General features: G+C 65.7%; 20 protein-coding genes. 6 read left to right on the top strand and 14 right to left on the bottom strand.

Features of this window, described 5'->3' with window-relative positions; all coding sequences use genetic code 11:
- Positions 1–82 precede the first annotated feature (82 nt).
- The 6 genes from DAAJ005_RS01440 (at position 83) to DAAJ005_RS01415 (ending at position 7412) form a co-directional block, all read left to right on the top strand.
- Positions 83–943, top strand: coding sequence for a branched-chain amino acid ABC transporter permease (locus DAAJ005_RS01440; protein ID WP_124875140.1), 861 nt, complete (start codon positions 83–85; stop codon positions 941–943).
- Complete coding sequence (locus DAAJ005_RS01435) at positions 940–1929, top strand: branched-chain amino acid ABC transporter permease (RefSeq protein WP_151845541.1); 990 nt, start codon at positions 940–942, stop codon at positions 1927–1929. Before DAAJ005_RS01440 ends, DAAJ005_RS01435 begins: the two co-directional genes overlap by 4 nt.
- Entirely contained in the window at positions 1926–2669 is a 744-nt protein-coding gene (locus DAAJ005_RS01430) for an ABC transporter ATP-binding protein (protein ID WP_151845540.1), read from the top strand. The genes DAAJ005_RS01435 and DAAJ005_RS01430 overlap by 4 nt, the downstream gene beginning before the upstream one ends.
- Positions 2670–2715: 46 nt before the next feature.
- Entirely contained in the window at positions 2716–3444 is a 729-nt protein-coding gene (locus DAAJ005_RS01425) for an ABC transporter ATP-binding protein (protein WP_151845539.1), read from the top strand.
- Positions 3445–3560: 116 nt separating this feature from the next.
- Positions 3561–6617, top strand: coding sequence for a BTAD domain-containing putative transcriptional regulator (locus DAAJ005_RS01420; RefSeq protein WP_151845538.1), 3057 nt, complete (start codon positions 3561–3563; stop codon positions 6615–6617).
- 24 nt (positions 6618–6641) lie between these two features.
- Entirely contained in the window at positions 6642–7412 is a 771-nt protein-coding gene (locus DAAJ005_RS01415) for a 3-hydroxybutyrate dehydrogenase (RefSeq protein ID WP_151845537.1), read from the top strand.
- 205 nt (positions 7413–7617) lie between these two features.
- On the opposite strand, the gene DAAJ005_RS01410 is transcribed toward DAAJ005_RS01415, so the two are convergent.
- The 14 genes from DAAJ005_RS01410 to DAAJ005_RS01345 form a co-directional block, all read right to left on the bottom strand.
- Positions 7618–8496, bottom strand: a complete 879-nt coding sequence (locus DAAJ005_RS01410) for an ABC transporter permease (protein ID WP_151845536.1) — start codon at positions 8494–8496, stop codon at positions 7618–7620.
- 28 nt (positions 8497–8524) lie between these two features.
- A complete protein-coding gene (locus DAAJ005_RS01405; RefSeq protein WP_075833181.1) occupies positions 8525–9469 on the bottom strand; it encodes an ABC transporter permease in 945 nt (314 codons plus the stop codon).
- 72 nt (positions 9470–9541) lie between these two features.
- Positions 9542–11020, bottom strand: coding sequence for an ABC transporter substrate-binding protein (locus DAAJ005_RS01400; RefSeq protein WP_151845535.1), 1479 nt, complete (start codon positions 11018–11020; stop codon positions 9542–9544).
- Entirely contained in the window at positions 11013–11720 is a 708-nt protein-coding gene (locus tag DAAJ005_RS01395; RefSeq protein WP_151845534.1) for a FadR/GntR family transcriptional regulator, read from the bottom strand. Before DAAJ005_RS01395 ends, DAAJ005_RS01400 begins: the two co-directional genes overlap by 8 nt.
- A 165-nt stretch (positions 11721–11885) precedes the next feature.
- Entirely contained in the window at positions 11886–12641 is a 756-nt protein-coding gene (locus tag DAAJ005_RS01390) for an SDR family NAD(P)-dependent oxidoreductase (protein ID WP_151845533.1), read from the bottom strand.
- On the bottom strand, positions 12638–14173 hold the full coding sequence (locus DAAJ005_RS01385) for a carboxypeptidase M32 (RefSeq protein WP_151845532.1): 1536 nt from the start codon (positions 14171–14173) through the stop codon (positions 12638–12640). The genes DAAJ005_RS01390 and DAAJ005_RS01385 overlap by 4 nt, the downstream gene beginning before the upstream one ends.
- Positions 14170–15591 (bottom strand): dipeptidase, encoded by a 1422-nt coding sequence (locus DAAJ005_RS01380; RefSeq protein ID WP_151845531.1) that lies wholly within the window; start codon positions 15589–15591, stop codon positions 14170–14172. The genes DAAJ005_RS01385 and DAAJ005_RS01380 overlap by 4 nt, the downstream gene beginning before the upstream one ends.
- On the bottom strand, positions 15588–16352 hold the full coding sequence (locus tag DAAJ005_RS01375; RefSeq protein WP_192930694.1) for an SDR family NAD(P)-dependent oxidoreductase: 765 nt from the start codon (positions 16350–16352) through the stop codon (positions 15588–15590). Before DAAJ005_RS01375 ends, DAAJ005_RS01380 begins: the two co-directional genes overlap by 4 nt.
- 2 nt (positions 16353–16354) lie before the next feature.
- Entirely contained in the window at positions 16355–17398 is a 1044-nt protein-coding gene (locus tag DAAJ005_RS01370; protein ID WP_192930693.1) for a ketopantoate reductase family protein, read from the bottom strand.
- A complete protein-coding gene (locus DAAJ005_RS01365; protein WP_226342333.1) occupies positions 17395–18102 on the bottom strand; it encodes a creatininase family protein in 708 nt (235 codons plus the stop codon). The genes DAAJ005_RS01370 and DAAJ005_RS01365 overlap by 4 nt, the downstream gene beginning before the upstream one ends.
- Complete coding sequence (locus DAAJ005_RS01360) at positions 18099–19166, bottom strand: GntR family transcriptional regulator (protein WP_226342332.1); 1068 nt, start codon at positions 19164–19166, stop codon at positions 18099–18101. The genes DAAJ005_RS01365 and DAAJ005_RS01360 overlap by 4 nt, the downstream gene beginning before the upstream one ends.
- Positions 19163–20212, bottom strand: coding sequence for an ABC transporter ATP-binding protein (locus DAAJ005_RS01355; protein ID WP_370519685.1), 1050 nt, complete (start codon positions 20210–20212; stop codon positions 19163–19165). The genes DAAJ005_RS01360 and DAAJ005_RS01355 overlap by 4 nt, the downstream gene beginning before the upstream one ends.
- Entirely contained in the window at positions 20209–21213 is a 1005-nt protein-coding gene (locus DAAJ005_RS01350) for an ABC transporter ATP-binding protein (protein WP_151845529.1), read from the bottom strand. The genes DAAJ005_RS01355 and DAAJ005_RS01350 overlap by 4 nt, the downstream gene beginning before the upstream one ends.
- On the bottom strand, positions 21210–22064 hold the full coding sequence (locus DAAJ005_RS01345) for an ABC transporter permease (RefSeq protein ID WP_370519684.1): 855 nt from the start codon (positions 22062–22064) through the stop codon (positions 21210–21212). The genes DAAJ005_RS01350 and DAAJ005_RS01345 overlap by 4 nt, the downstream gene beginning before the upstream one ends.
- Positions 22065–22070 lie beyond the last annotated feature (6 nt).

The following is a 22070-nucleotide window of genomic DNA, read 5'->3' as shown; positions in this document are numbered from 1 at the left end:
CACCCAGCAACTCCACCACAAACAAGTCGGACAGGCTTTTCAGCTCTCCACCATCAACCGTCCTCATTCTTACGGAGCCTGAATGGATCTCTTTTTACAAACCCTGCTCAACGGCATGTTGCAGAGCGGGATTTACGCACTGGTGGCCTCCGGGCTGGCACTGGCGGTGGGCGTGGTGGGCATCGTCAACTTCGCTCACGGCGAGTTTCTGATGATCGGCGCGTTCATGGCCTGGGCGGCCAGCGCCTTTCTGGGCATCGATCCGCTGCTGTCACTGCCCATCGTGGCAGTGGCGGTGTTCGGCGTGGGCGCACTGACCTACCGCGTCAGCATCCGGCATGTGCTGCTGGCCCCGGAACTCAACCAGATGCTGCTGACCTTCGGGCTGGGCATCCTGCTGCAAAATCTGGCGCTGATGCTGCTGGGCGGTAACACCCGCACCGTCACCACGCCGTATCAGGCCAGCAGCCTCAACATCGGCGAGCTGAGCATCGGCGGCCCCAAGGCGATTGCCTTCGGGCTGGCGGTGGTGCTGCTGGGCGCGCTGTACTTCATGCTGTACCGCACGGTGCTGGGCCGTCAGATGCGGGCCGTGGCACAGAACCGCCGGGGCGCGCAACTGATCGGGATTCCAGTAGACCGCGTCTATCTCATTGCCTTCGGCGTGTCGTGCGGGCTGGCGGCGGTGGCCGGGGTGCTGGTCAGCGTGCTGCTGTTCGCCTCGCCCACCGTGGGACTGGTCTTCGCGCTGAAAGCCTTTGCCATCATCGTCATGGCGGGGCTGGGCAACCTGACCGGCGTGCTGTGGGCCTCCGTCATTCTGGGCCTGTCGGAAGCGCTGGTGCAGACCTACGTGCCAGGGGGCGGCGGCTGGAGCGACGCCGTGTTCTTCCTGATGATTTTCGGCACGCTGGTGATCCGCTCGTTCAGGAAGGCCGCATGAGGGCTGACCGCCTGACGCCCGCCTCCAAACGGCAGGCCGCTCGCAAACCGGACATCACCGGCGTGGCGCTGGTGCCGCTGGCAATTTTCTTCGCCCTGGCCCTGGCCTTTCCCTTCCTGCCACTGGGCGACAGGGGGGCCTTCCTACTGCAAATCGGCTTCTTCACGCTAGTGGCCGGGATCATGGCGCTGTCGTGGGACATTCTGGCCCGCAGTGGGCAGGTCAGCTTGGCGCACGCGGCGTTCTACGGGCTGGGCGCTTACGGTTATGCGCTGCTGCTGAAAACGGGTCTGGCCTGGCCGCTGGCAATGCCCCTGGCGGCGCTGGGTGCGGGCGTGATCAGCCTCGTGCTGGGCGCGGTGACCATGCGCCTGAGCGGCATGTACTTCGCCATCGCCACCCTGGCCTTTACGGAGGTGGTGCGGACGATCGTCCAGAACCTGCCGGAAAGCGTGGCGGGCGGCGCAAACGGGCTGCTGGTTCCAGCGCTGCTGGGCGGCGATTCGCGCGGGCAGTACCTGCTGGCCCTGCTGCTGCTGGCGCTGACGGCAGGGGTGAGTCTGGCGGTGCGCACAGGGCGCCTGCACCACGCTTTTGCCGCTATCCGGCAGGGCGAGGAAACGGCGCGCGTGCTGGGCGTATCCACCGTGCGCTACAAGCTGGCGGCCTTCTTCATCTCCAGCTTTCTGGCGGCGCTGGCGGGCGTGCTGTATGCGGGCAAGACTTTCTTTATCAGCCCGCTGGACACTTTCAGCCTCGCCAATTCCATCGCGCCGCTGACCACCAGCATTTTCGGCGGCCTGTACACCACGCTGGGGCCGATCCTGGGTGCCACCGTGCTGCGCGTGGCCGAGGAAGCGCTGCACAACGTCGTCAAGAACGGTTATCTGGTGGTCTACGGACTTGTACTGATGCTGAGCATCCTGTGGCTGCCGCGAGGATTGATGGGCCTGTTCCGGCGCGGACGGCACGGGGGCGACGTATGACGGGTCAGGTTGTTCTGCGGGCCGATAGCCTGAGCAAACGCTTCGGCGGTTTGCAGGCCGTCCAGAACGTGACCTTTGACCACTACGACGGCGAGATCCTGGCAGTCATCGGACCGAACGGGGCGGGCAAGACCACCCTTCTCAACCTGCTGTCGGGGGTCTACCGGCCCAGTTCCGGGCGGCTGGAACTGCTGGGGCAAGACGTCACGCACGCGCCGATGGAACACCGCTGCCACGCCGGGCTGGGCCGCGCCTTTCAGGTGGTGCGCCCTTTCCCGGAGATGACCGTTCACGAAAACGTGACGGTGGGCGCACTGTTCGGGCAGCCCGGTACAAAGTTGCCGCAGGCCCGCGAACGTGCCTATGACCTGCTGGAACGCACTGGACTGGCCGATCAGGCCGCCCGAGCCGCTCATGAGCTGACGCTGTTGCAGGACAAGCGCATGGAGATCGCCCGCGCCCTGGCGACGGGTCCCCGCGTGCTGCTGCTGGACGAGGTGATGGCCGGTCTGCGCCCCGGCGAGGCCGCCGAAGCCGTGGAATTGATACGAAGCGTGCGCGCCGATGGTGTCAGCGTGCTGTTTATTGAACACATCATGCCGGTGGTACGCGATCTGGCAGACCGCGTGGTGGTCATGGATCAGGGTCAGGTCATTGCCCACGGCACCTACCGTGAGGTCACGGCGCACCCGCAGGTGGTGGCCGCGTACCTGGGCACGGAAGAGGGGCTGGGAGCATGAGGGTGAATCGTGATTTGGAGTGGATGGACGCTGCGGGGGTGACCCCATGACCGCCTTTCAGGGCCAGGAACTGGTGATTGAAAACCTTGCTGCTGGCTACGGCAAGATTCAGGTGCTGTGGGACGTCAGCGTGCGCGTCGGTCCAGGCGAGTTCGTCGCCATGATCGGGGCAAATGGCGCGGGCAAGACCACCACGCTGCGGGCGGTCAGTGGAGTGGTACGGCCCAGCGGCGGCAGCATCCGCCTGGGCGGGCACGACATCACCCGCGCCACGCCGACGCAGATTGTGAGCCTGGGCCTGGGCCACGTTCCGGAAGGACGCGAACTGTTCGGCCTGATGACCGTGCGCGAGAACCTGGAACTGGGCGCGGCCATGCGGCCCGAGGCACGCGCGAAACAGGCGCAGACGCTGGAACATGTCTACTCGCTGTTTCCCCGTCTGGCCGAACGCGCCGGGCAACTGGCCGGAACGCTGTCGGGCGGTGAGCAGCAGATGGTGGCCGTGGGCCGCGCCCTGATGGGCCGTCCCAGTGTGCTGGTGGTGGATGAACCCAGCCTGGGCCTCTCGCCCCTGATGACCCAGACCGTGTTCGGAGCGCTGAAAGCCGTCCATGCCGAGGGCGTCAGCGTTCTGCTGGTAGAACAGAATGTAGGTCTGAGCCTCAAGCTGGCGCAGCGGGCCTACGTGCTGGAAAACGGCGAGGTGGTCAAGGAGGGCACAGGCGCGGCGCTGCTGGCCGATCCGGGGGTGCGGGAAGCGTATCTGGCGCTGTGAGCGGAAGTCTGATCAATCCAGCGTCCACACCCGCTCCCAGAACATGCCGATTGCCCCGAATGTTCAAATCATCTGGCGGTCAGACCCCGGCAGCACGGCCTTGCTAGCATCACCCCATGACTCTCAACTGGCGTGACCTGACTTCGCGGCGGCGGGCGCGGATGCCTGCGGTGCGTGGCGCGCTGGCCCGGCCCCGCCTTCAGGCCGTGATGGACACGGCGCGGGTGCTGGTGCTGGTGGCCCCAGCAGGCTACGGCAAGACCACTGCGCTGGCCGGAAGCATGGCGAGTGGGGCACACGCCTGGCTGACCCTGGACGCCGACGACGCCGATCCACAGGTGCTGGCCGCCGGACTGGCCCTGGCCGCCGAGGGCCTGCCCGGCGGCGCGGTGGCGGCTGAGTTGCTGGACGCCGGAGCCTCTCCCCGCCGTGTGGCGGCTCGCGTGGCCGATCTGCTGGATGCCTGCGGTGGCCTCTTGGTGCTGGACGAGGCGCAGTACCTGAGTGGTGAGTGTGGGGGCGGTGGGGCCGTGGGCGACCTGCTGCGCGAGTTGCTGGGTGGCGGCGGCCCCGGCACCACGGCTGGGCGGCTGGCATTACTGTCGCGCGTGCCGCTGGCCCTGCCCGAACTGGCCCGGCTGGACGCAGCAGGCGAGGTCACACGGCTGGGCACTGCGGATCTGGCCTTCACCCGGCAGGAGGTGGGCGGGCTGTTGCGTGCTGGCGGCCTGACTCCCACCGATGCGGAGGTGCGGCTGGCCCACACCGTCACCGAGGGCTGGCCCATCGCGGTGCGTTTTCTGGCCCAGGCGGTAGCGCAGGGCCGCGTTCAACTGGACGCGCTCGCTGATCTGGACGGGGGTGAGGCGCAACTGGGAACGCTGTTTGCCTACCTGGCCTCCGAGGTGCTGGGACCGCTGGACCCGGCCCTGCGCGGCGTGCTGACACGCGGCAGCCTGTTTGAGGAACTGACGCCCGAACTGGCCCGCGAAGTGCTGGCTGAGCCGGACGGGGCGGCGCTGCTGGAAGCGCTGGCCAGCGGCGGCACCTTCCTGACGCGCTCGGATCATCTGGCGGGTTCGGAAGGGGCCGTCTACCGCGCCCACCCCCTGCTGCGCGCCCACCTGCGGGCCGGGCTGTCGGGCAGCGAGATTCAGGAGTTGGCGTCGCGTGGAGCAGCATACTTTGAGAGCACTGGGCGGCCCCGCCGGGCGCTGGCTGCACATCTTTTGTCGGGCGATACGGGGCGGTCGGCGGCGCTTCTCTCGGTGTACGGGGCGGGATGGCTGGACCAGGGCAGGGCCGGGCTGATTGAGCGCAGCCTGGGCCGCCTGCCCCGCGTGGTCTGGACGCCCGAATTGCACGCCCTGGCGGGAGACGCCCTGCGCCTGTCGTCGCGGTACGGCGAGGCGCTGGCCGAGTACGAACAGGCCACGCCACTGCTGCGGGCGCTGGGGCAGGTGCAGGTGGCGTTGGACACCGTGCAGCCGGACGCGGCCTGGGAAGCGCTGGATGTGGCGGCCACCCTGGCTCCCGACTCTCCCATACTCCGGCGCATGCGGGCCGAGAATCTATTGAACGCCGGGCGGCTGCCGGAGGCACTGGCGCTGGAACCCGGTCTGCGGAACGGGGCAAGAGCCGCCCTGCGTTCCGGCGATCTGGATCGGGCGCTGGAACTGGCGCTGGCGGCGGCACGGGGCGAGGCGGGGGGCGCGCGGGCCGCCCAGAACCACCGGGAGGGGCTACTGCTGGCTTCTTTCGTCTATGCCCTGCGTGGCGAGTCGGCGCTGGCCGCCGAGAACGCCCGCGCCGGACTGGCCGAGGGCGAGCGCCTGGAAAGCCCTTTCGTGCGTTCGCTGGCGCTGGCACGATTGGGCCATGCCGGGATGACGGCGAGCGATCTGGAGGGTGCGCGGGCCTCCTACGAACACGCCCTGACGCTGGCCCAGCACATTTCGGGCCGCCTGCGTGTGGAACCGCTGATGGGGCTGGCTGCGCTGGCCGGGCGGGCGGGCGACGCCCAGCGGGCCGGAGTGCTGAAAATGGAGGCGCTGACCCAGGCTGGAGGCGACGGTTACATGGCCGGGCTGCTGCATCTGGCGGCGGCGCTGGGTGTGCAGGAGTCGGGCGGCGTGGATGAGGCTGGGCTGGACGCAGCTTTCACCGCCTTCCAGACTTGCGGCGACACGTTCGGGCTGGCCTGCGTGGCGCTGGCCCGTTTCGCGGCGGATGGTAGCGGGGAGCTGGAGGCGGCCCACGCAGCGGCGCACTATCCGTTTCTCCTGGCCCGGCGCGGCCTGCTGTCGCCCGCCGCCAGTTCACCCAGGCGGGCGCGGCTGCTGGCGCAACTGGCACACGCACAGCCCGAACTTCAGGCGGCCCTGCTTCCCATTGCCCGCGAACTGGGCTATGTGCAGTTGCCCCAGCCCGATCAGACGCCCGGCTTCAGCGTCCAGATTTCTGTGCTGGGGCGAGTCTCGGTCACCCGCAGCCATGAGACGAGGGCGCGCGACTGGGGGCGGGCCAAGGCGCGTGATCTGCTGGCGCTGCTCTCGGTCCACGGTGAGGGCCTGCCCCGCGAGGCCGCGCAGGAAGCGCTGTTTCCAGGGGCTGATCCCGGCGTGGGCGAGCGCAATTTTCGCGTGACGTTGCACGCGCTGGGGCAGGTGCTGGAAGAGGGGGTGACCAGCGGCATGTTCCTGGAACGCGGCGACTGGATTCGCCTCCGGTCCGGCCCCGATCTGTGGATTGATCTGCACGCCGCCCGCGCGCTGCTGGACGCGCAGACTGGAGACGCCGGACGCCTGAAAGGTCTGCTGGCCCTGCCGGAGCGGGTGGCCGACTCTGACTTGGGCGACGTGCAGCATGAGGCCCAGCGTTACGCTGCCCGCCTGCCCGACGCGCTGGCTGCCGAGGCCGAGCATGCCCTGGATGGTGGCAACACCGAACTGGCCGCCCGTGCCGCCGAACGTGCGCTGGCCCTGGACCCCGCCCACGAGGGGGCCGCCCACGCCCTGATGCGCACCTGGCACGCACGCAGCAACGCCGCCGCCGCCCGCCGCGTTTACGATCAACTCCGCAACGCTCTGGATGAACTGGGCTTGGAGCCGCTGCCACACACACGGGCGCTGGGCGGGGATAGTGGGAAAACTCCGGTCCGAACGCCCCGGTAACGCCCCCGTCCTACACTCCGGGGCATGACAACATCCACGGAACAGAGAACCGCGCTGGTCACGGGCGGGACCGGTGGCATCGGCCTCGCCATCGCACGCCGATTGCAGGCCGACGGGTTACGGGTGGCCGTCCTTGATCTGGACCAAACCGAAGGACGGGAGATCGCCGCCGAACACGATCTGACGTTCATCGGGGCGGACCTGGGGAAACGCGAGGACTGCCGCCGCGCCGTTGACGAGATGGTGGCCGCGCTGGGCGGACTGGACGTGCTGGTCAACAACGCGGGCTTTCAGCACATCGCCCCGGTGGCCGATTTCCCCGAGGACACCTGGGACGCCATGCTGCGCGTGATGCTGACCGCGCCCTTTTTGCTGTCCAGATATGCCTGGCCGCACCTGACGCGGGGTGGTCAGGGCCGGATTATCAATATCTCCAGCATTCACGGCCACGTTGCCAGCCCCTTCAAGAGCGCGTACGTCAGTGCCAAGCACGGGCTGATCGGCCTGACGCGCACGGCGGCGCTGGAAGCGGGGGATCAGGGGCTGACGGTCAACGCCATCTGCCCTGGCTACGTGCGAACGCCGCTGGTCACGGGTCAGATGGCCGATCAGGCGCGCACGCGCGGCATCAGCATTGAGGAAGTGGAGCAGAAGGTGATGCTGGAAAGCGCGGCCATCAAGCAACTGCTGAATCCCGAGGACATCGCTGCTCTTGCCAGCTATGTGGCCAGCCCCGCCGCCTGGGGCATGACCGGGGCCGTGCTGGACCTGGATCTGGGTTGGACGGCGCGGTAGGCGCACTGTGGTCTTGTCAGGGGTGAGAGGCTCTTCCGCACTTCTGGCGCAACGCGTCTGGCAGTGCTGATACGGATTCCGGTTGTGACGCGGCAGAAATCGTGACCGGGCCGATTCGTTCACTCCACGCCCGGAACCCGTTTTCCTCCTGCTCACTCCGGTTAAATTTTTAGGTCTTTACAACACCTTTCCATCGGAGTCCGTATTACCCCACCCGCCCGCGCGGATCGAGCGCTTCCCGCAACCCGTCACCGATCAGGTTGAAGGCCAGCACCGCCAGGAAAATGGCAAGGCCAGGAAACAGGGCCATCCACGGCGCGTCGGTCAGGTAACCGCGCGCTGCATTGAGCATGGACCCCCAACTGGGCGCGGGCGGTTGAATGCCCAGGCCCAGAAACGACAGGCTGGCCTCGGCCAGGATCGCGTTGGCGATGGCCAGCGAGGTCTGCACGATCAGCGCCCCACTGATGTTGGGCAGCAGGTGGCGGGTAATCAGGCGTCCGTCGCCCGCGCCCAGTGCCTGTGCGGCCTGAACGTAATCGCGCTCGCGCTGCGACAGCACCTCGCCGCGCGTGATACGGGCAAAGGCAGGCGCAGTCACGATGGCGATGGCGATCATGGTGTTCTGCAAGCTGGGGCCGAGGATGGCTGCCAGTGCAATCGCCAGCACCAGAAACGGCAGTGCCAGCAGCGCGTCCACCACACGCATCAGCACGTCGTCCACCCAGCCGCCGATGTAGCCGGCGACGAGGCCGATACCGCCGCCAAACACCAGGGCCAGCGTCACCGAGATCAGCCCGGCGCTCAGGGACACCCGCGCCCCGTACACCACCCGCGAGAGAATGTCGCGCCCCAGCTCATCGGCCCCGAACAGGTGTGCCGTGCCGGGAGCGGCCCGCAAATCGGAGAAGAAGATCTGCGCGGGGTCAAAGGGAGCCACCCAGGGGGCCAGCAGCGCTGAGACCGCGAAGATCAACAGCACGAACAGGCCGATGACGGCCAGTTTGTTGCCCAGAAAACGCCGCAATGGCGCAGGCAACCGCCGCTTCTCCGGGCGTGGAGTCTTGGAAACTGTTGTCGTCATGTTCTCGCTCCCTTCAGTGGGCTGTTCATCAGTTGTACCGGATGCGTGGGTCTACCGCCGCGTAGCCCAGATCCACCAGGAAGCTGACCAGGAAGACCGCCACTGCTGAGACCAGCACCACGCCCTGAATCACGGGCAGGTCACGGGTGAAGACGGCGTCTACCAGCAGCCGCCCGAAGCCGGGAATGCTAAAAATCTGCTCGGTGATCACCGCTCCGCCCAGCAGGCCGCCCAGTTGCAGGCCGAAAGCGGTCAGAAAGGGAATCAGCGCATTCCTGAGGGCGTGTTTGGAAGTGACCTGCCGCGCCGTGAGGCCTTTGGCGTGGGCGGTTCGCACGTAATCCTGCGTCAGCGTCTCGCTGAGGCTGGAGCGCAGATAACGCGTCAGCACCGCCCCTGAGCCGACGCCCAGCGTGACGGCAGGCAGCAGCAGCAGCAGCAGGTTGCGCCCCGGATTCTCCAGCAGACTGGTGTAACCGCTCGCCGGAATCCAGGCCAACTGGATACTGAACAGGTAGATCAGCAGGATGCCCAGAAAGAAGTTGGGCAGGCTGATGCCCGACAGCGCCAGCAGCGTCAGCACCCGGTCCACCCAGGTGTTGCGCCGCATCGCGCTGAGAATCCCGGCAGGCAGGGAAATCAGCAGCGAGATCAGCATGGCGAACAGCGAGAGTTCCAGGGTCACCGGCAGTTTCTGGGCGATCAGTTTGCTCACGCTGCTGTTGTCGGTCAGGCTGGTGCCAAAATCCAGCCGCACGGCCCCCGCCAGCCAGCTCAGATATTGCTGCAACAGCGAGCGGTCCAGGCCCAGCGAACGGCGCAGTTCAGCCAGGGCCTGCGGCGTGGCTTCCTGACCCAGGATCAGCCGGGCCGGGTCGCCGGGCAGCAGCTTGACCATCACGAAGATGATCACCGTGACGATCAGCAAAGTAGGAATGGACGACAGCAAACGGCGTAACGCGAAAACAGCCACTGGACCTCCTGATCTGAAAAGTGCGAAAGGGGCGAGCAAGACCGACTGCCCGCCCCTTCGAGAGAATGTCCGTTACTTCAGGTCCACGTCTTTAAAGCGGATGATGCCGTCTGGGATGGGCTTGAGGCCAGTCAGTCCCTTGACGCTCGCCACCAGATTGCGCTGGAAGTAGACCCAGGTATAGGGCGTGTCGCTGATGATGGTGCTCAGCGCGACGTTGTAGGTGGCCGCGCGGGCGGTCATGGCAGTCTGGGCGCGGGCCTTGGCAAGCAGGCTATCCACCGCCTTGTTGCTGTATCCAGCCTGGTTGTTGGTGCCGCCGGTCACGAAGAAATCGTAGATGTTGCCATCGGGATCGGGGCGTCCGCTCCAGCCCAGCATCAGGGCGTCGTAATCCTGCTTGTCGGCGCGGTCCAGCAGGGTGCCGAACTCCACCTGCTCGATCTTGGCGGTGATGCCGGCCTGCGCGAACATGGCCTGATAGACCTGCGCCAACTGCGTGGTCACGCTGCCAGGCGTGGTCAGCAACGTGAATGTCAGCGGCTTGCCGCCCAGTTTCTGTTTGGCCAGGGCGATGTTGGGCTTCTGCACCGTGATGGCCGAGGACGCGGCAGGGGTGCCGGGTGGGAAGGGACCGGCAGCAGGCGTGACCGTGCCGTAGAAGATGCTCTTGGCAATCGCCTCGCGGTCGATGGTGGCCGCCACCGCCTGCCGGAAGTTCTTGTTGTTGAACGGCGCGCGGGTCACGTTGAACCACACGCCCTGGAAGCCGATGCCGGGGTAGTTCAGCACGCTGAATTTGGCGTTCTGCTCCAGCTTGCTGATGTCCTTGGGGTCAATCGGCGTGATGGCCTGCACCGCGCCCGACAGCAGGTTGGCGTAGCGCACGTCACCGTCAGTGAAGGGGCGGTAAATCAGTTTGTCGATCTTGGGCGCGCCGCCCCAGTAGCTCTTGTTGGCATTCAGGGTGATGTTGTCCTGGCGCACGCGACTGACGAAGGTAAAGGGCCCGCTGCCCACCGGGTTGTTCTGGAAATCGGCCCCGGCCTTCTTGGCCGCCGTGGGCGAGACGATCATGCCCGCGCGGTCCGTCAGCACCGCCAGCAGCGGGCCATACGACTGCGACAGATTGAGCTGAATGGTCTGGGCGTCAATAACCTTGACTTCCTTGATGCTGCTCATCTCGTTCTTGCGGGCGCTGCCTTCCAGCGTGCGGTTGCGGTCCAGGCCGTATTTGACGGCGGCGGCGTCCAGCACCGTACCGTCGGTGAATTTCACGCCGCTCTTGAGCTTGAAGGTATAGGTCAGGCCGCCGTTGGTGACCTTCCAGGACGTCGCCAGTGCTGGCACCACCTTGAGGTTCACGTCCAGATCCACCAGCTTGTCGAAAATCTGGTTCATCACCTGACGGTCCACCAGAGCCGTGGACAGCGCCGGGTCCAGTTTGGGTGGGTCGGCGTCCAGGCCCACGGTCAGGGTCTGGGCTGAGGCGGAAGCGGCGCTCAGGCAGGCGGCGCTCAGGAAGGCCATCAGAAACTGGGATTTACGCATTGTCTTCTCCTTGGTTGGTGAGGGGGGCGGCGTGGCGACGGACGGATGCCATGTGAGCGAGCATGGCCTGACGGGCGGCCTGGGGTGAGGCGCTGGCAATGGCGTCTACCAGCGCGCGGTGTTCCGAAATCGTCAATTCCGGTCTGTCTCCCACCACCTGATTTCGCAACTGGGTCAGCAGAGAGCGCAGGGTTTCCAGCACCAGCATGACCACCTCATTACCTGCAATCTGGGCGATCAGGCTGTGGAAGATCATGTCCTCATCACTGAGCTTGATGTGACGTTTACACGCAACTTCCTGACGCCCAAGACACAGATGGAGCTGGGCAATCTGAGTGGGCGTGGCGCGGCCAGCGGCCTGTGCCGCCACTTCCGGCTCGATCATCTGGCGGAATTCGAGCAGATGTTCCAGCTTTTGTGGCGAGCGGATCAGCATGCCCTGGAAGGGCTGGGTCAGGTGCGCGGCGGAAGGTTCGCGGACGAAAACCCCATTGCCCTGCCGCGCTTCCAGGTGTCCAAGAACCTCCAGGCGGGCAATCCCGTCCCGCAGGCTGGTGCGGGAAATGTTCATCTGTTCGGCCAGCAGCCGTTCGGGGGGCAACCGCTGACCGGCCACAAAGTCTCCGCGCAGGATCAGGGCCAGAAGTTCTTCTGCCGCACTGGCAGCCAGTTTCTGCTGTTTGATCGGCTGCGCTGTCATCTCGCCTCCTAGTTTCCGACTTGAAGGTCCAGTGGTTGGACCAATTTGGGATAGCCTCAGCTTAAGGCCTCAGCACACAGGCGCTCACCTTTGTCTAGATTTCCGGAAAGTCGCGCCCGAGGGTGGATGTGGGTGTTCTAGCCAGCAGAGGGAAAACAGCCGTGTTCAACCCTGATCGAGCGGACGGATGAGCAACTCGTTGACGTTCACGCGCTCCGGCTGGGTCACGGCGTAGATGACGGCGGCGGCGATGTCTTCGGATTGCAGCATCTCCATGTCCTTGATCCGGCCCTCGTACATATCCTTGGTCTGGGTGTGGGTGATGTGATCGGTCAGCTCGGTGGCGACGACGCCGGGTTCGATGACGGTCACGCGAATGCGGTCCTGTTTGGCTTCCTGCCGTAGGCCCTCGCTAAAGCCCCCCACCGCCCATTTGCTGGCGCTGTATCCGGCACTCAGCGGGCTGGCTCCGCGCCCCGACACCGAGGAAATGTTGACGATATGACCGCTCTTCTGCGGCTTCATGGTTTCCAGCGCGGCTTGCGAGAGGTGCATCAGCGCGGTGACGTTCAGGTCCATCATGCGTTGCAAATCGCTGGGATCGCCGCCTGCCAGCGGGCCGAGCAGCATCACGCCCGCGTTGTTCACCACGATGTCCAGACGGCCCAGGGCCGCTATCGCCTGCGCCACCACCTCTGCCCCCTGCCCGGCCTGCGCCAGATCGGAGACGATCACGGCCACCTTGCCGCCCATGCCCTCAATCCTGCCCGCCAACTCGTCCAGACGGTCCTTGCGCCGGGCCACCAATGCTACTGCCGCGCCGTGTTCGGCCAGCGCAATTGCCGTCGCCTCGCCAATGCCGCTGCTTGCGCCGGTCACGAGGGCCACTTTTCCTGCGAGTTTTCCGTTTTGCTGGGTCATAGTATCTGCTCCTTTTGCGCCGTTTCATTTGTCTCGGCCAAGCCGTAGAGTTCGCCGTATTTGCCGCTGAGGTAATCCAGATACGGTTGTGGGTCAAGACCACGCCCGGTCACGCGTTCCAGCAACTCGTGGGGCGTGTAGGTGCGCCCATGCTGGTAGATGTTGTCGGTCAGCCAGCCGAGAAGAATGGCGTATTCGCCGCGCAGCAGCTTGTCTTCCAGTTCCGGCATCTGCTCTGTGGCCGCCGCATAGAACTGCGAGGCCATCACGTTGCCGATGGTGTAGGTGGGAAACGAGCCGAACATTCCCGCTGACCAGTGGATGTCCTGCAACACGCCCCTGGCGTCGTCCGGCACGTCCAATCCCAGGTCAGCCTTGATGCGGGCGTTCCAGGCTTCGGGCAGGTCTTTGACCGCCAGCTCCCCGCCGATCAGGGCGCGTTCCAGCTCTACCCGCAGCATGATGTGCAAGTCATAGGTCAGTTCGTCGGCCTCCACCCGGATCAGGCTGGGACGCACCGTGTTGACGGCGCGGTGGAAGGTGGCGGTGTCCACGTCTGTGAGCGCTTCAGGAAACGCGGCCTGAAGCTGCGGGAAGTGCAGATCCCAGTAGGCCTTTGATCGCCCGATGCGGTTTTCCCACAGCCGCGACTGGCTCTCGTGCGTGCCGTAGCTGGCCCCGCCCACCGCGTACAGGCCCAGCAAATCGCTGGCCAGCACCGTGCGGCTCAGCTCCGGGCGGACGCCCTGCTCGTACATGGCGTGTCCAGTCTCGTGCAGCGTGCCGAACAGTGCGCCCGACAGGAAGTTCTCCTGGATGCGGGTGGTGATCCGCACGTCCTGACGCGTGAAACTGATCTCAAAGGGGTGCGCCGATTCGTCCAGTCGCCCGCGCTCCGTGTCGTAGCCGAACTTCTGGGCCAGTGCCAGCGAGATGCTCTTTTGCGCTGCTGCCGGATACGAGCGGTTCAGGAATTCGCTGCGGGGTTGGGGGCGCTCCTGAATGGCCCGCAACAGCGGCACATGATGGGCACGCAGTTGCTCGAACAGTGGCAGCAGGGTGCCCACCGTCAGGCCCGGCTCGTACATGTTGAGCAGCGCGTCGTAGGGGTGGCCCTCGTAACCCAGTGCCTCCGCCAGTTGCTGATTCAATTCCACCATGCGCGTCAGGGCCGGAGCGAACAGGCCGAAGTCGTTGGCAGCTTTGGCGCGCGCCCACACGTCCTGCGCCTCGGATTTCAGCAGGGCCAGTTCGCGGGTCAGTTCGGCAGGAATACGCTTCAGGGCCGAGATGGCGTCCAGCGCCTGCTGAGCGGCGCGGTTCTCCACGTCATCACCGCTGACTGCCTGGGCCGCCGCCGCGTAGGCCGGATCAAGCAACTTTTCCTGTGCCAGCGCACTGACGGTGGCGAGTTGCTGGGCGCGGGGCGAACTGCCGCCTGCGGGCATCTGCGTGCGGGCGTCCCAGTTGAGGACGTTCAGGACGCACAACAGGTCATTGATTTCCGCCGAGCGGCGCTTGAAGTCATTCATGGCTTGCTCTCCTGTTCCAATTTCTTCTGTCCCAATTTCTTCTGGGCCAGTGTCCACCAGAACTGCGCCCAGGCTTGCTGGCCCTCGTACAGCCTCGGCACACGGAAGAATTCGTTGGGGGCGTGGATGTCCTCGTCGCCCACCGCAAAGCTGAAGAACACGGTGTCCAGGCCGAGGGCGCTCTGGAAGGTTTCCAGCACGGGAATGCTGCCGCCCATGCCCACGTCCAGCGGGGGCTTGCCGTAGAGCCTGGCCAGCACTTCCCGCGCCACCACCGCGCCAGGGTGATCGTCGGGCAGGCGGTACGCGCGTGCGCCGTGGTCACTGCCGTGAATCTCCAGGGTGACGCCAGGCGGCAGCCTGTCCTCCAGATGCTGCTGGAGCAGCGCGGCGATGCGCTCCGGCTCCTGCCCCGGCACCAGTCGGCAGGTGATCTTGGCGTGCGCCTCGCTGGGCAGCACAGTTTTCGTGCCGTCACCCGTGTAGCCGCCCCACATCCCGTTCACTTCCAGCGTGGGCCGATGCCACTGGCGTTCCAGCGTGGAATACCCGGATTCGCCGTAGACGGCGGGCGCTCCAGTCTGGGTCAGGTACGCTTCGTCGGTGAACGGCAGTTGCTGGATGCCCCCGCGTTGCTGAGGCGTCAGCTCGGAAATACCGTCGTAAAAGCCCGGTACGGTCACGCGGCCCGATTCGTCATGCAGTCCGGCGATCAATGTCGCCAGCGCGTGCAGAGGATTGTGGACGCTGCCGCCGTGCCGCCCGGAGTGCAAATCCTTGGCGGGGCCGCGAACGGTGAGTTCCAGCGCCGCCAGCCCCCTCGCACTCACCGTCAGTGAGGGGATATCCGCGCTCCACATGCCGCCGTCGGCACTCAGGACGAAATCTGCTTTCAACCGCTGTGCGTTCTGCGTGACGAGTTCGTTCAGGTGGGCGCTGCCGACTTCTTCCTCGCCTTCAAACAGAAATTTGAGGTTGAGGGGCAAGCTGCCCAGCGTGGACAGGTAGGCATCCACCACCTGGACGGTCAGCAGCAGCGGCCCCTTGTCGTCGCTGACGCCGCGCCCGTAGATGCGCTCGCCCCTGACCGTGGGTGTGAACGGCGGCGTGTGCCACTTCTCCAGCGGGTCAGGCGGCTGAACGTCGTAGTGGCCGTAGACGAGCAGCGTGGGGGCGTCCTCGCCCGCGTCCAGATATTCGGCGTAGACGGCGGTGTGCCCAGCCGTGGGCCACCGTTCTACAAGTCGGAGTCCGGCACGTTTCAGGCGCTCCGAGAGCCACAGTGCCGCCCGATCCATGTCGGATTTGTGGGCGGGCTGGGCGCTGACACTGGGAATACTGGCGAACTCGATCAACTCGGAAAGCGAATCTTTGGCGCGTTCGTTCAGCCGCACCAGCACATCATTCAGGCCGCTCATTTGCCACCGTCCACGCTCAGGACTTGCCCGGTGATCCAGCCCGCCTGCTCTGAAGCGAAGAACAGCACGGCGTTGGCGATGTCTTCGGACGTTCCCAGCCGTTTCAGGGCGATGCCGTCTATCAACTTGCGCTGACCTTCCTCGCCGTAGCTGTCCCACTGACGCTCCGTGGTGGGGTTGCTGCGGACGAAGCCAGGAGCCACGTTGTTCACCGTGATGCCCCACGCGCCCAGTTCGTGCGCCAGTTGGCGGGTCAGACCGATCTGGGCGGCCTTGGCGGACGCATACGCCTGAATCCCGGTCAGGCTGATGCCCAGGCCCGCGCCGCTGGAGATGTTGACGATCCGGCCCGATTTGCGGGCTTTCATGTGCGGGGCCACCGACTGCGCGAAGAAAAAAGCCCCGTCCACGTTGACGGCGAAGATGGCCTGCCAGTCGGAGGGGGTAATTTCCTCTATCGGACGGCCCACCTGTCCACGCACGCCTCCCGCATTGTTGACCAGAACATCTACCCGGCCTGTTTCCACCATAGCTTCTGCCACGAATGCCGAGACCGCCGCGCTGTCGCCCACATTCACCACCCTGGTCTGGATGGTCAGGCCGTCGTGGTGGGCCAGCCGGGCCGTTTCACCCAGACCCTCGGTGTTCACGTCGCAGGCCCAGACGTTGGCCCCTTCCCAGGCGAAGGCGTGTGCAATCGTGCGCCCGAAGCCGTGCGCCGCGCCAGTGACGATCACGGTCTGGCCCGCAAAACGCTCCATGTTCACGCCTCCTCCTGCACGAGGAGGCCGCGCAATTCGGCCAGGTTGTCACGGCTCAGTTCGCGGGTGCCCGCCTCAATCTCGTGAATCTGCTGGATCAGGTGGGCGTTCAGCGGTGTGGGAACGCTGTGCTGCTCCCCAAAATGGACCACCCAGCCCAGTTGTGCGTCCACCTCCGTGGTGCGTTTGCGAACGGCCAGATCACGCCAGATGCCGCTGTGGGTCTTGGCGCTGCGGCGGTTAAAGGCCACCATCTCGTCCAGACTCTGTGCGGCTGCTGTGTCGCCTGCGTCCGGTAAAAAGGCCGCCGGGTCAAAGCCGTTGAAGGCTTCGGGAGTGACGCCGTGCGCCAGGGCCACACGCATGACTTCTCGGCCCAGTTCGGTGTACAGGGCGCGGTCTTCGCGGCGCTCAAGTGCGTCGGCGATGCTGTCGTTGGTGATGGCGGTGGCAAACAGCAGCGCCCCGTAAGCCAGCTTGCTCCACAGGTAGCCGAACACATTGGGACTGAGAATGGCGTCCGGTTCAAAGTGCTGGAGAAGGCGGTGGAGCTGCTCAGCACGTTTGGTGATCTCTCCATCCTGCTCGCCGATGACCACCACGCCGCGCCCGCCGTAATGCACCACTCCGGGTTCCAGATAATCCGCACCGAAGTTGACGAAGCTACCCAGCACGCGCTGGGGCGAGATGTGATTATTGATGATCAGCGGATTGAGGCCATTCTGAATAGACAGAACCACGCCATCTGGGCTGAGATGCGGTGCGAGGGCTTTCGCCGCCGCCGCCGTGTGTTGCGCCTTGGTACACAGCAAAATGGTGTCCCACTGGCCCTGCAAGGCGTCCGGGGTGAAAGCGGACGCTGTCACCTTGAAATCCCCAAACGGCCCGTTGATGCTCAGTCCATGCTCGTTGATGGCCTGGACGTGATCGGCGGCCACATCCACGAAGGTCACGTCATAGCCATCCCGAACCAGATACGCGCCAATCGTGCCACCGATGGCTCCGGCTCCCCAGACCAGCAGGGATTGCGGGTCCTCCTCGTTCACCCGGCCCACCCGCCTTCCAGCAGGGCGCGGGTTTCCGCCACGGCCACGTCCCAGATGGCCTGCATATCGGCGTCGGGGCGCTGAAATTTGCCGCCGAAATTGCCCTCGCCCAGATATTCGCGCAGGGCTTCGGGACCAAGCAACCGCATGTGGTCAAAGTCGATGCCGGTTTTCTCGGTGTCCGGCATCTCCACGCCCTCCAGTCGCGTCCAGGGGAAATTTTCCATCCAGGAGGCGTGGCTGGCGTTGCTGTCGGTGGCCTGCACCTTGGCCCAGACTCCCGGCGCGTTCCACCAGTTGTGAAATTTGACCTGTGTGCCGGGGTGATCGGCCATCCACTCGGCACAAAAGCCCCCTGCCGGGGTGTTGCCGCCGTGGCCGTTGACGATCAGGATTCGCCGGAAGCCCTGTTCGTGCAGGTCGTCCAGAATGTCGCGCACGATGGCCAGATACGTCTGTACCCGGATATTGATGCTGCCCGGATAGGCCCGGAAGTACGGCGTGATGCCGTAGGGCAGGACGGGAAAGACGGGCACGCCAGAATCGCCCACGGCGTCCTGCGCCAGCTTGAAGGGCAGGATATTGTCCACGCACAGGCTCAGGTGCGCGTGCTGCTCGGTGCTGCCCAGCGGTAGGATGCAGCGGTCGTCGGTCTTGAGGTATTCCTCCACTTGCATCCAGTTCATCTGTTCAATCGCGGTCATGACAACTCCTTTTTGGGCATGGGTTGAGGCGGTGCCTGTGTGCTTGTCTGTGTGCTCGTCTGCGTCATTCTCTGGGCGGCTACGGCGGGCAGCACCAGCGCCTCCACATCGCGCGGATCGACGATGTGACGGTATTCCAGGGAGGGTTTGTTGGGCATCAGCGCTCTCACGGTTTCGGAGCCGGTGGCGTAGACCGCCACGTCACATGAATCCAGCATGCCCTGCAAATTGGCAGCGTGCAGATGGGTGGCCTGAATCGCCGAGACATGCGGCGCAAAACGTTTGACGCCGCCCAGAAAGGTGGGCAGAAATTCCTCGAAGGTCGCCACAATCGCCAGACGGATCATGGGATTGAGGGCGGCCAGCGCCGCGCGGGTGCGCTGCGAGGGCAGAAAGCCCACCGGAATGATCTCCCGCCCTGGCAGCAGCGCCCGCGTCTCGGACAGGCGGTGGGCCAGCGCCAGCACCACGTCGGCGTTCTGTGCGCTCTCCAGCGCCCGCCCGGAGCGCAGGTCGTCCAGCGTGACCGCCTGCACCCGGTCCCCGGCAGGCAGCGCTGCCTGCACATCTGCCGCGTAACTGCGGGTAGCGTCTGCAAACAGGCCCACCAGCAGCACGCTGACGCCAATCTGCGGCGGACGTGCGCCGCGCGCGATCAGGGCGTTCATGGCTTCCCCGATCTGGCGCAGGCTGTAGCCTTCGCCCTCGGCCTGTGCCAGCGTGTCTGACAGCAGCCGGGTCAGCCGCGCCGGATCGGGGCCAGGCGGAGGCTGCGGCGCGTCGGCCACGAACGTTCCGCGCCCACGCGAGGTCACGATCAGTCCCAGCCCCAGCAACTCCTTGTAGACGCCCGCCACCGTCATATGTGCCACGCCCACTTCCTGGGACAGCTCGCGCACACTGGGCAGCCGCGCGCCGCGTGGAATATCCCCGCAGGCGATGCCGTATTCCAGTTGCCCGCGCAGTTGAGCGCCCACCGGAACGGCCAGCGTGCGGTCAATGCCCAGCGGCCAGGTAAACGGCTCGGCGGCTTCAAGGGAGGTGCCCAGCGCGGCAGGTTTCATGCCCCAACCCTGGCGGGGCCAGCTTGAGCCGGATCGTACAGATGGCAGGCCACCTCCGGCCCGTCCGCAAGCTTGAGGAGCGTGGGCCGCTCCACCGCACAGCGGTCAAAAGCATGCGGGCAGCGCGTTCTGAAGGCGCAGCCACTCGGCACGTTCAGCGGACTGGGCAACTCGCCCGTGATGGCCGGAGCCGCCGTGCGCCTGCTGGGATCGAGGGTGGGCGCGGCGGCCAGCAGGGCCTGCGTGTAGGGATGGCGCGGCGTGGTGAAGATCGTTTGCGTGTCCGATACCTCCACCACCCGGCCCAGATACATCACCGCCACCCGGTGCGAGATGTGGCGCACCAAGCGCAAGTCGTGGGCCACGAACAGCACGGTCAGGTCCAGGCGTTCCTGAAGCTCCAGCAGCAGATTGACCACCTGCGCCTGCACCGACACGTCCAGCGCAGACACCAACTCATCGGCGATCAGACATTCCGGCTCCAGCGCCAGCGCCCGCGCGATGCCGATACGCTGGCGCTGGCCGCCAGAAAACTCGTGTGGCAGGCGTCCGGCGGCTTCGGGGGGCAGGCCTACCAGCTTCAGCAATTCGCGCACGCGGGCGGGTTGCTCGGCAGGTGGGCGCATCTTGTGGACGCTCAACGCCTCGCGCAGCACGGCTTCCACGGTCATGCGCGGGTTGAGACTGGAATACGGGTCCTGAAAGATCATCTGCACCCGGCGGTTGTACTGCCGCAGGTCCGCGCCGCGCAGCGCCAGCACGTCCAGATCGTCGTAACGGACGCTGCCCCGGTCTGCGTCGTAGAGCCGCACCAGCGTGCGCGCCAGCGTGGATTTGCCGCAGCCGCTCTCGCCCACGATGCCCAGCGTTTCGCCGCGCCGCACGGTCAATTCCACGTCGGTCAGGGCGGCCACCGCGCGTTGTGGCTGTCCGCGCCAGCGTGAAAGCAGGCTCTGGGCCACCGGAAAGGTCTTGGTCAGGCCGTGAATCTCCATTAAAGGAGGGGCCATCAGCGGACGAGTGGTAGCGGAGAGAGGAGCAGTCATACGCCCACCTCCTCAGGTGTGGATTTAAGGGCGGGTAGCTCGCTGTAATGGACGCAAGCGCTGAAGCGTTCGGGGGCAATTTCCAGCAGTGGCGGCTCTGTTCCACGGCAATCGTCGGTCACATACTCGCAGCGCGGCGCGAAGGGGCAACCGGGCGGCAGGGAACGCAGATCGGGCGGCCCGCCGGGAATCGGCTGCAAGGGGCGGCGGTGTTCCCCGGCTCCCGGCAAGCTCCGCATCAGGCCCAGCGTATAGGCGTGTTTGGGTGCGTGGAACAGATCGTTTACTCCTGCCGTCTCCACGAGTCGTCCTCCGTACATCACGGCCACCCGGTCACACGTCTGCGCCACCACGCCCAGATCGTGCGTGACCAGAATGACGCTCATATGCAGTTCCTCGCGCAGCCGAAGTAGCAGGCGCAGAATCTGATCCTGAATGGTCACGTCCAGCGCTGTCGTCGGCTCGTCGGCCAGAAGCAGTTGTGGCTCGGAGGCCAGCGCAATGGCGATCATGGCCCGCTGGCGCATCCCGCCGGAGAACTGATGGGGGTAATCGGACAGGCGGGCGCGGGGGCTGGGAATGCCCGTCAGATCCAGCAGCTCGGCAGCCCTGTCCTGTGCCGCCTTGCCCCGCAGCCCTTTGTGTTCGCGTAAGTTTTCCCCGATCTGCTCGCCCACCGTCAGCACCGGATTCAGCGCCGACATCGGTTCCTGAAAGATCATGCTGATCCGCCCGCCACGTACGTCCCGCAGTTTGGATTCGGAGGCATCCAGCAAATTTTGCCCGCCGTACTCCACTGTTCCCGACATCTGAATCGGCGGGCGGTGAAGGCGGATCAACGAGCGCAGGGTGACACTTTTCCCGCTGCCCGATTCGCCCACCAGGCCCAGTACCTCGCCGGGCATCAGGTCAAAGTTGACGCCGCGCACGGCATGCAGGACGCCGCCCGGTGTGGGAATGCGGACATTCAGGTCACGCACCTTAAGAAGTGGCGCGGTCATGCGCGGGGCCTCAGGGCGTCGGCCAGTCCATCCCCGATCAGGCTGAAGGTCACGCCCGCCAGCGTCAGGGCCAGACCGGGAAAGGTGCTGATCCACCACGCGGTGGCCATGAAGTTCTTGCCATCGGCCACCATCACGCCCCATTCCGGCGTTGGCGGTTGCGCGCCCAGGCCCAGATAGCCCAGAGACGCGCCCAGCAGGATGCCCAGGCTCATGTCGGTCATCAGATACACGATGGCGGGCGTGACCGCGTTGGGCAGCAGGTGGCGCAAGAGAATGCGGCTGGGGCTGTAACCCAGCACCCGTCCGGCCTGTGCGTACTCGGCCTTCTTCTGCGCCATAACCTCACCGCGCGTCAGCCGCCAGTAACTGACCCAGCCCACGGCACTAACCGCGATATACATGTTCATCAGCCCTGGCCCCAGCACGGCCACGATGGCGATGACCAGCACCAGAAAGGGAAAGACCACCACCAGATCGGCAATCCGGCCCACCACGGCGTCGCTCCAGCGGCCCAGATAGCCGGTCAATGCGCCCAGCAACGTGCCAAAAATGAAGGGAAAGAGAGTGGTAAAAATGGCAATCTGCATGTCAATCCGGGTGCCGTGAATCACCCGGCTCAGAATGTCGCGCCCGAAGTTATCGGTGCCGAAGGGATGTGCGGCGCTCGGCCCCTTGAGGATGGCCTGATAATCGAAGTCGGTGGGGCTGTAGCGGGCCAGCGCCTGCGGAAACAGGGCCGCGATGATCAGGACCAGCAGCAGCGCCAGGCCGATCAGCAGCGTGGGCTTGGGCCAGCGGCGGCGCGGGCGGGGGGCCACCTCCAGCGCGGGGGAATGCATGGTGGTCATGGGCAG

Source organism: Deinococcus sp. AJ005 (genome assembly GCF_009017495.1).
Lineage (GTDB): Bacteria > Deinococcota > Deinococci > Deinococcales > Deinococcaceae > Deinococcus.
This window is presented reverse-complemented; position numbering and strand designations above follow the sequence as displayed.

Excerpts from the sequence above, each read along its gene's own strand:
- DAAJ005_RS01440 (WP_124875140.1), top strand. The coding sequence starts at position 83 with ATGGATCTCTTTTTACAAACCCTGCTCAACGGCATGTTGCAGAGCGGG.
- DAAJ005_RS01435 (WP_151845541.1), top strand. The coding sequence starts at position 940 with ATGAGGGCTGACCGCCTGACGCCCGCCTCCAAACGGCAGGCCGCTCGC.
- DAAJ005_RS01430 (WP_151845540.1), top strand. The coding sequence starts at position 1,926 with ATGACGGGTCAGGTTGTTCTGCGGGCCGATAGCCTGAGCAAACGCTTC.
- DAAJ005_RS01425 (WP_151845539.1), top strand. The coding sequence starts at position 2,716 with ATGACCGCCTTTCAGGGCCAGGAACTGGTGATTGAAAACCTTGCTGCT.
- DAAJ005_RS01420 (WP_151845538.1), top strand. The coding sequence starts at position 3,561 with ATGACTCTCAACTGGCGTGACCTGACTTCGCGGCGGCGGGCGCGGATG.
- DAAJ005_RS01415 (WP_151845537.1), top strand. The coding sequence starts at position 6,642 with ATGACAACATCCACGGAACAGAGAACCGCGCTGGTCACGGGCGGGACC.
- DAAJ005_RS01410 (WP_151845536.1), bottom strand. The coding sequence starts at position 8,496 with ATGACGACAACAGTTTCCAAGACTCCACGCCCGGAGAAGCGGCGGTTG.
- DAAJ005_RS01400 (WP_151845535.1), bottom strand. The coding sequence starts at position 11,020 with ATGCGTAAATCCCAGTTTCTGATGGCCTTCCTGAGCGCCGCCTGCCTG.
- DAAJ005_RS01395 (WP_151845534.1), bottom strand. The coding sequence starts at position 11,720 with ATGACAGCGCAGCCGATCAAACAGCAGAAACTGGCTGCCAGTGCGGCA.
- DAAJ005_RS01390 (WP_151845533.1), bottom strand. The coding sequence starts at position 12,641 with ATGACCCAGCAAAACGGAAAACTCGCAGGAAAAGTGGCCCTCGTGACC.
- DAAJ005_RS01385 (WP_151845532.1), bottom strand. The coding sequence starts at position 14,173 with ATGAATGACTTCAAGCGCCGCTCGGCGGAAATCAATGACCTGTTGTGC.
- DAAJ005_RS01380 (WP_151845531.1), bottom strand. The coding sequence starts at position 15,591 with ATGAGCGGCCTGAATGATGTGCTGGTGCGGCTGAACGAACGCGCCAAA.
- DAAJ005_RS01375 (WP_192930694.1), bottom strand. The coding sequence starts at position 16,352 with ATGGAGCGTTTTGCGGGCCAGACCGTGATCGTCACTGGCGCGGCGCAC.
- DAAJ005_RS01365 (WP_226342333.1), bottom strand. The coding sequence starts at position 18,102 with ATGACCGCGATTGAACAGATGAACTGGATGCAAGTGGAGGAATACCTC.
- DAAJ005_RS01360 (WP_226342332.1), bottom strand. The coding sequence starts at position 19,166 with ATGAAACCTGCCGCGCTGGGCACCTCCCTTGAAGCCGCCGAGCCGTTT.
- DAAJ005_RS01355 (WP_370519685.1), bottom strand. The coding sequence starts at position 20,212 with ATGACTGCTCCTCTCTCCGCTACCACTCGTCCGCTGATGGCCCCTCCT.
- DAAJ005_RS01350 (WP_151845529.1), bottom strand. The coding sequence starts at position 21,213 with ATGACCGCGCCACTTCTTAAGGTGCGTGACCTGAATGTCCGCATTCCC.
- DAAJ005_RS01345 (WP_370519684.1), bottom strand. The coding sequence starts at position 22,064 with ATGACCACCATGCATTCCCCCGCGCTGGAGGTGGCCCCCCGCCCGCGC.